The sequence below is a fragment of the Tetragenococcus halophilus genome (genome assembly GCF_001712815.1).
Lineage (GTDB): Bacteria > Bacillota > Bacilli > Lactobacillales > Enterococcaceae > Tetragenococcus > Tetragenococcus halophilus.
The window spans coordinates 2,382,587-2,389,470 of record NZ_CP012047.1 but is presented as its reverse complement, the minus strand read 5'-3'; the positions used below and the strand labels follow the sequence as shown (position 1 = coordinate 2,389,470).

Genomic DNA, 6,884 nt, shown 5'->3' with positions numbered 1-6,884 from the left:
AGCAAATCCTCCTATAATAAATTAATTGAGATAGTATTAATTTATCATGGATTTTAAAAGTTTTCCACAGCTATAAAAGAAAAAGGAAAATAATTTTTTCCACACTGTGCACAAAAAGAATAAAGTAAAAATCCTCAAGGTGAAAAATTAATTATCCACAACCATATATTTTTGTGGGCCTTTTCCTCTTTTCTAGTTTTTTTCCACAGCAATAAAAAGAAATAGCTTGTTGATGTAAAAGCATTTATAAGATGTATCCACAAAGTTATTCGCAGCTGTGGATAACTTTGTTCAGGTATGTTTAGTTGTGTATAAACTGGGGAAAATCATGAGGATTTTTTATATGTGGATAACTAAAAAATTTTAGTTTTCCCAAGACTGTAAACAAAAAAATGTGGATAACTAAAGTAAAAAAAAGCAATAATAAGCAAGAAAGATAGGATTTTTTGTTGACAAAATAGGCAGATAGTCGATATACTATCAAAGTATGTCGTATAGACTTAAATTAGAAACCTTGATGGAGGTGGAATAGATGAAAAGAACATACCAACCTAATAAACGTAAACACCAAAAAGTTCACGGTTTTCGTAAACGTATGAGCACAAAAAACGGACGCCACGTCATTGCTAGTCGTCGTCGTAAAGGCAGAAAGGTTCTTTCTGCATAAGCCACTGAGCTTTCAGTGGTTTTTTTTATTCTTTTTTATACAAAGTTTTTTGTATAAGGGATGATTCATCTTTGCAAGTTATGGTATTATTTAGAAGTGAGTAGCTAGAATAGAAGGAATTGATGAAAAGGACATGAGAAAGTCTTATCGCGTAAAAAAAGAAAAAGAGTTTCAATATGTTTTTAAAAATGGAAAATCATATGCGAATAAAAAGTTTGTAGTCTATGTATTAGTGAAAGAGCAACCTCATTTTCGTGTAGGAATTTCTGTCGGTAAAAAAATAGGAAATGCGGTTACACGTAACGCTGTTAAACGTAAGATTCGCGCAAGTATCTATGAAATGAAAGACAGGATCGATCCTTCGCTTGATTTTCTTGTTATTGCACGTCCGTCCGTTTCAAATTTATCTTCCAAGGAAGTGTACTCGAATTTATTACATGTCTTCAAGTTATCGAAGATTATTAAATAAACGAAAGGAAAATTGTTCAGTGAAAAAAAGAAAACGTCTACTACTGATTTTAGGACTTATTTCATTAGTGGTATTTTTATCCGCTTGTGCTATGACAAATGAAGTGACATCTGAAAGTACTGGTTTTTGGGATCGCTACATTGTTTACACTTTTGCTCAAGTAATCCAATGGTTGTCTCTTGGAGGAAACCGTGGCATAGGGATTATTTTATTTACAATAATTGTAAGGATTATTTTATTCCCACTAATGAACTTTCAAACGAAAAGTATGCGAAAAACGCAGGAAGTGCAGCCTAAAATCACTGCATTACAAGAGAAATATTCTTCAAAAGATACAGAAACACAACAGAAATTACGTGAAGAGCAACAAAAATTGTATCAAGAACATGGGGTAAACCCTTATGCTGGATGTTTACCACTTTTAGTACAAATGCCGATCCTTATGGCAGTTTATCAAGCGATCTCTCGCGTACCAGAGTTAAGAGAGGGAAGCTTTTTATGGCTTCGCGTACTAGGAGAGCCTGACCCCTATTATATATTACCTGTTCTTGCCGGGATTTTTACTTTTTTAAGTACATATCTTTCAAGTATGAGTCAAGTAAATCCTAACTCTAGTGTTAAGATCATGAACTATGTGATGCCGATAATGATTTTGGTTATGGCAACAAATTTGCCGGGTGCTTTATCGTTATATTGGGTTATTTCAAATGCTTTTCAGGTTGGACAAACATTGTTGATCAACAATCCATTTAAAATTCGTCGTGAACGTCAAGAGGCAGAGCGTCAAGCAAAACAACGTGAACGCGAGTTGGAAAAAACTAAGTATCCAGGTAAAAAACAACGACATAAAAAACGTAAATAATCCAGAAAGGAGAGTTATTTATGCCAATTTATGAAGGACAAAGTGTGGAAGACGCGATACAAAATGGGTTAAAGGCACTTGGTGTGACTCAAGATGAAGTACAAACTACGATTATTGAAGAAGGTAAAAAAGGTTTTTTAGGTGTAGGTAAAAAGAATGCGCAAGTGTCATTAGAATACATGGCAAAACAAGAAACTGAAAATAAATCTGAGACAGTAAACAAAACAGAAGCAGAAGAAGATAATGAAAAATCGTCAGAAGAAATTGAGACAGTGGAAGAAGTTTCAGATAAGGAAGCTGAACAAGCAGAAAAACTATCTGAAGGTTTAGATAATCAAGAAGCACTAACACAGTTGGGCATTTATCTAACAGATATAACTAAAGAATTGAATGCACCAGCAACGATAAAAACTAGCCGGGATGCTGGCAGAATTGTTTTTGATTTAGATACTTCTAAAAAAGGTCTTTTGATCGGACGACATGGTAAAACACTCAATGCTTTGCAGTATTTGGCTCAAGTATATATTCATCGAATTGCTAAAGATAAACTTCCTATCGTGGTAAATGTAGGAAATTACCGACAAAAACGTGAAGATATTTTAGAAAGTTTGGCTGAAAGAACAGCGGAAAAAGTAGATCGTACAGGTATGCCAGCATTTTTAGAACCTATGCCAGCATTTGAAAGAAAGCACATCCATGCTGTTTTAAGTAAAAAAAGTTACGTTACTACTCATTCTGAAGGAGACGAGCCTTATCGTTACTTAGTTGTTGAACCAGCTAAAAAGTACTATTAAGTCAATTTATCTCTGAAAAACTTATATTGAACGCTTTTCTTATGTCTATAATTTGATCATAAGAGAAGCGTTTTTTGTTATGAACCATAATTAATAGGACATTTTATTAATAGGCGTTTGACTTCATTTCTATTTTTAAGTATAGTTTACCTAGATCATTCTTATCAGAGCTATTACTTTGGTAAAAAAGAGAAGCTGTATTTTCGACAGCTTCTTTTTTTATCCACCAATCGTTGATTGGGTAAATTGAACGACAGTGCCATAGGCAAAAATTTCAAAGAAGGGACCGTTATCACCATTGATTCTTTCATGTTCGAAATGGCAATTGATGACGGCATTTGCTCCATAAGCAAATGCTTTTTCTTTTAATTGGTAGCCGACTTCTTTTAAAGCTTCATTTGGATCAAAATCAGGGTCAAAAATATCAACGGTAAATCTTTCTGCAACAAAAACCAGATCTCTTACGATATAAGGTTTGTTGACATTTCCAGTAGATAATAAAATCCGTTCGACGCGTTCTTCATGTTCCATAATGAACCCTCTTTTCTCCTTATTGTTAATTTTATTTTAGCTTTTTTTTAAGTTAATGGCAAAAGTTTCTAGTAAAAAATCAGAATGCTTGATAACATCACTAAATTATGCTAATCTAAAGCCATAATTTTATAGATAAGCAGTCAAAGTGCGAAGTCTATCCATGTAGAAAAATGGGTGGAGTGGGCACTTTTTTTTGTGCGATTGATACGATAAAAAATGATACATAGGAGGAAGAAACGTGGCAGAAGTATTGCAAGAATTTGACACAATTGCAGCGATTTCTACACCACCGGGTGAAGGAGCAATTAGTATTGTTCGTTTGAGTGGCGAAGAAGCTATCTCTGTAGCAGATGGTATATTTAAAGCAAAAGATGCATTAGCTCAAGCGTCTAGTCATACGATTCATTATGGTCATATCGTGGATCCTAAAACTGAAAAAACCCTAGATGAAGTAATGGTATCTGTAATGCGTGCACCTAAAACATTTACTAGAGAAGATATTGTCGAGATCAATTGCCACGGAGGCATGATTGTCGTTAATCAGATCTTGCAATTGCTCTTAAGAACTGGTGCACGTTTAGCTGAACCAGGCGAATTTACCAAACGAGCTTTTCTAAATGGCAGAATTGATTTATCACAAGCTGAAGCGGTGATGGATTTAATTCGGGCAAAAACAGATAAAGCGATGAATGTGGCTTTAAATCAACTAGATGGCGACTTATCTCGTTTGATTCGAACTTTAAGACAAGAAGTATTAGATACGCTAGCGCAAGTTGAAGTGAATATTGACTATCCTGAATATGATGATGTTGAAGAAATGACAAGTCAATTATTATTAGAAAAAGCAGGACAAGTTAAACAGCAGATACAAAGCTTGTTGGAAACAGCGCAGCAAGGAAAGATTTTACGAGAAGGATTGAATACTGCAATTATCGGTCGTCCTAATGTCGGCAAATCTAGTTTACTTAACCAGTTATTAAAAGAAGAAAAAGCAATTGTTACAGAAATTGCGGGAACGACAAGAGATGTCGTTGAAGAATATGTCAATGTCCGAGGCGTACCGCTTCAATTGATTGATACAGCTGGTATTCGTGATACTGAAGATACCGTTGAAAAAATTGGTGTTGAAAGAAGTCGTAAAGCATTGAGTGAAGCGGATTTAGTGCTTCTAGTCTTAAATCAAAGTGAACCCTTGGCAAAAGAAGACAGACAATTACTTGAAATGACAAAAGGTAGTAAAAGAATCATTCTGCTTAATAAAACAGATTTAATACCACAATTAGATCTTAATGAGTTAAATGATCTGCTGCAAGGTGACCCGATGTTTGAAGTTTCTGTTACCAATAACCAGGGGTTGGATCAGTTAGAAGAAGCAATTTCTGCTTTATTTTTCGGTGGCCAAACCCAAGATAAAGATGCTTCTTATCTGTCTAACACACGACATATCTCATTGCTTGAAAATGCTTCTTCTGCTTTAGATGAAGTGATTGCAGGTATTAAAGCAGGGATGCCGGTAGATCTTGTACAGATTGATATGACACGTTGCTGGGATTATTTAGGAGAAATTGTTGGTGATAGTGTGCAAGATGAATTAATTACGCAGCTATTTAGTCAATTTTGTTTAGGAAAATAGGAGGAAAAACGTAATGCAAGAATATCAAGCTGGTTCCTATGATGTAATTGTTATTGGCGCAGGACACGCTGGAGTAGAGGCTGCTCTTGCAGCTAGTCGCATGGGAAAGCAAACATTACTGTTAACAATAGATTTGGGAATGGTGGCCTTTATGCCATGTAATCCCTCCATTGGCGGTCCGGCTAAAGGTGTCGTTGTAAGAGAAATTGATGCCTTAGGCGGTGAAATGGGCAAAAATATAGATAAAACATATATTCAAATGCGTATGCTTAATACAGGAAAGGGGCCCGCAGTAAGAGCTTTACGGGCACAAGCAGACAAACATGCTTACTCTACAGAAATGAAGCATACAATTGAAAAAACAGAAAATTTAACTTTAAGACAAGGTATTGTTGAACGTTTAATTGTAGAAGATAATGTTTGTAAAGGTGTGGTGACAGCAACTGGCGCACGTTATGCTGCTAACGCAGTAATCATTACAGCTGGAACTGCTTTAAGAGGGGAAATTATTATTGGGGAATTGAAGTATTCTTCTGGACCTAATAACTCACAACCTTCTATCAGTTTAGCAGATCATTTGGAAGAATTAGGATTGGAGATTGATCGCTTTAAAACAGGCACGCCCCCTCGTATAAAATCGTCGTCTATCGATTATGAAAAAACGGAAATCCAACCAGGAGACAAGGCAGCTAACCATTTTAGTTTTAGTACGCCAGATAGTATTTATAAAAAAGAACAAATTCCTTGTTGGCTAACTTACACTAATCCAGGGACACATCAGATTATTCGCGAGAATTTAGACCGTGCACCCATGTTTACTGGTATTGTTGACGGAGTTGGCGCAAGATACTGTCCATCGATTGAAGATAAGATTGTTCGCTTTGCTGATAAGAAACGACATCAACTCTTTTTAGAACCTGAAGGAGCTGACACAGAAGAAATTTACGTTCAAGGTCTTTCGACTTCTTTGCCTGAAGGTGTTCAAACCGATGTTCTTCATTCCATTGAAGGTTTGGAAAAGGCAGAAATGATGCGCACAGGTTATGCTATCGAATATGATGTTGTGCTGCCTTATCAATTACGTCCTACTTTAGAAACGAAAGTTATTGATAATTTATTTACTGCTGGTCAAACAAATGGTACGAGTGGTTATGAAGAAGCGGCAGGACAAGGTTTAATAGCAGGAATTAACGCTAGCTTAAAAATACAAGAAGATGAACCATTTATTATGAAGCGTAGTGACGGTTATATTGGCGTTATGATCGATGATCTAGTGACCAAAGGAACCAACGAACCTTATCGCTTATTAACATCACGTGCAGAATATCGCTTATTATTACGTCATGATAATGCGGACTTACGTTTGACTCAAAAAGGCTATGATATGGGTCTTGTTGGAGAAGATCAGTATCAAGTATACTTGAAGAAGAAAACAGCGGTTGAACAAGAAATTGAACGTTTAAAATCGATCCGTATTAAACCAGCAGAAGTTCGAGATTTCTTAGAAGAAAAAGGTTCAGCGCCTTTAAAAGACGGCGTATTAGCCAATGAATTTTTACGCCGTCCAGAAGTAAGTTATCAAGATTTATTGCAATTTATAGCAAGGAATGAAGAGCTAACTGATAAAGAAGTTGAACAAGTTGAAATCCAAATTAAATACGAAGGCTATATTAATAAGGCCATGACCAAGGTTGATAAATTAAAACGAATGGAAGCCAAACGCGTGCCTGAAAATATAGATTATGAGGCCATTGATGGTTTAGCTACAGAAGCGAAGCAAAAATTACAAAAAATTCATCCCGAAACCATCGCGCAAGCAAGTCGTATTAGCGGTGTGAATCCTTCTGATTTGAGTATTTTGATGGTGTACATTCAAGAAGGAAAAGTTGCAAAACATTCTTCTATTTAATAATTTTAAACTTACT

General features: G+C 35.6%; 7 protein-coding genes. 6 read left to right on the top strand and 1 reads right to left on the bottom strand.

Annotation, left to right across the window (positions count from 1 at the left end; all coding sequences use genetic code 11):
• Nucleotides 1-532: 532 nt before the first annotated feature.
• The 4 genes from rpmH (at nucleotide 533) to jag (ending at nucleotide 2,792) form a co-directional block, all read left to right on the top strand.
• Nucleotides 533-667 carry a 50S ribosomal protein L34 gene (gene rpmH, locus AC806_RS11585; protein WP_014125892.1) on the top strand — a complete coding sequence of 45 codons (135 nt, stop codon included), beginning with the start codon at nucleotides 533-535 and terminating at the stop codon, nucleotides 665-667.
• A gap of 133 nt (nucleotides 668-800) precedes the next feature.
• Nucleotides 801-1,136, top strand: coding sequence for a ribonuclease P protein component (gene rnpA / locus AC806_RS11580; protein ID WP_014125891.1), 336 nt, complete (start codon nucleotides 801-803; stop codon nucleotides 1,134-1,136).
• A gap of 19 nt (nucleotides 1,137-1,155) precedes the next feature.
• Entirely contained in the window at nucleotides 1,156-1,998 is an 843-nt protein-coding gene (locus AC806_RS11575; RefSeq protein WP_014125890.1) for a YidC/Oxa1 family membrane protein insertase, read from the top strand.
• Between the two features lie 20 nt (nucleotides 1,999-2,018).
• Nucleotides 2,019-2,792 carry an RNA-binding cell elongation regulator Jag/EloR gene (gene jag / locus AC806_RS11570; protein WP_069029351.1) on the top strand — a complete coding sequence of 258 codons (774 nt, stop codon included), beginning with the start codon at nucleotides 2,019-2,021 and terminating at the stop codon, nucleotides 2,790-2,792.
• Between the two features lie 219 nt (nucleotides 2,793-3,011).
• On the opposite strand, the gene AC806_RS11565 is transcribed toward jag, so the two are convergent.
• Nucleotides 3,012-3,323, bottom strand: a complete 312-nt coding sequence (locus AC806_RS11565; RefSeq protein ID WP_014125888.1) for a heavy metal-binding domain-containing protein — start codon at nucleotides 3,321-3,323, stop codon at nucleotides 3,012-3,014.
• Nucleotides 3,324-3,564: 241 nt separating this feature from the next.
• On the opposite strand from AC806_RS11565, the gene mnmE reads away from it, so the two are divergent.
• Both mnmE and mnmG read left to right on the top strand, forming a co-directional pair.
• Nucleotides 3,565-4,959, top strand: a complete 1,395-nt coding sequence (gene mnmE / locus AC806_RS11560; RefSeq protein ID WP_014125887.1) for a tRNA uridine-5-carboxymethylaminomethyl(34) synthesis GTPase MnmE — start codon at nucleotides 3,565-3,567, stop codon at nucleotides 4,957-4,959.
• 13 nt (nucleotides 4,960-4,972) lie between these two features.
• A complete protein-coding gene (gene mnmG / locus AC806_RS11555; protein WP_061840910.1) occupies nucleotides 4,973-6,868 on the top strand; it encodes a tRNA uridine-5-carboxymethylaminomethyl(34) synthesis enzyme MnmG in 1,896 nt (631 codons plus the stop codon).
• The last annotated feature ends 16 nt before the right edge of the window (nucleotides 6,869-6,884 follow it).

Bases quoted from the DNA above. Each gene is read 5' to 3' on its own strand.
- rpmH (WP_014125892.1), top strand. From the start codon at position 533: ATGAAAAGAACATACCAACCTAATAAACGTAAACACCAAAAAGTTCAC.
- rnpA (WP_014125891.1), top strand. From the start codon at position 801: ATGAGAAAGTCTTATCGCGTAAAAAAAGAAAAAGAGTTTCAATATGTT.
- jag (WP_069029351.1), top strand. From the start codon at position 2,019: ATGCCAATTTATGAAGGACAAAGTGTGGAAGACGCGATACAAAATGGG.
- AC806_RS11565 (WP_014125888.1), bottom strand. From the start codon at position 3,323: ATGGAACATGAAGAACGCGTCGAACGGATTTTATTATCTACTGGAAAT.
- mnmG (WP_061840910.1), top strand. From the start codon at position 4,973: ATGCAAGAATATCAAGCTGGTTCCTATGATGTAATTGTTATTGGCGCA.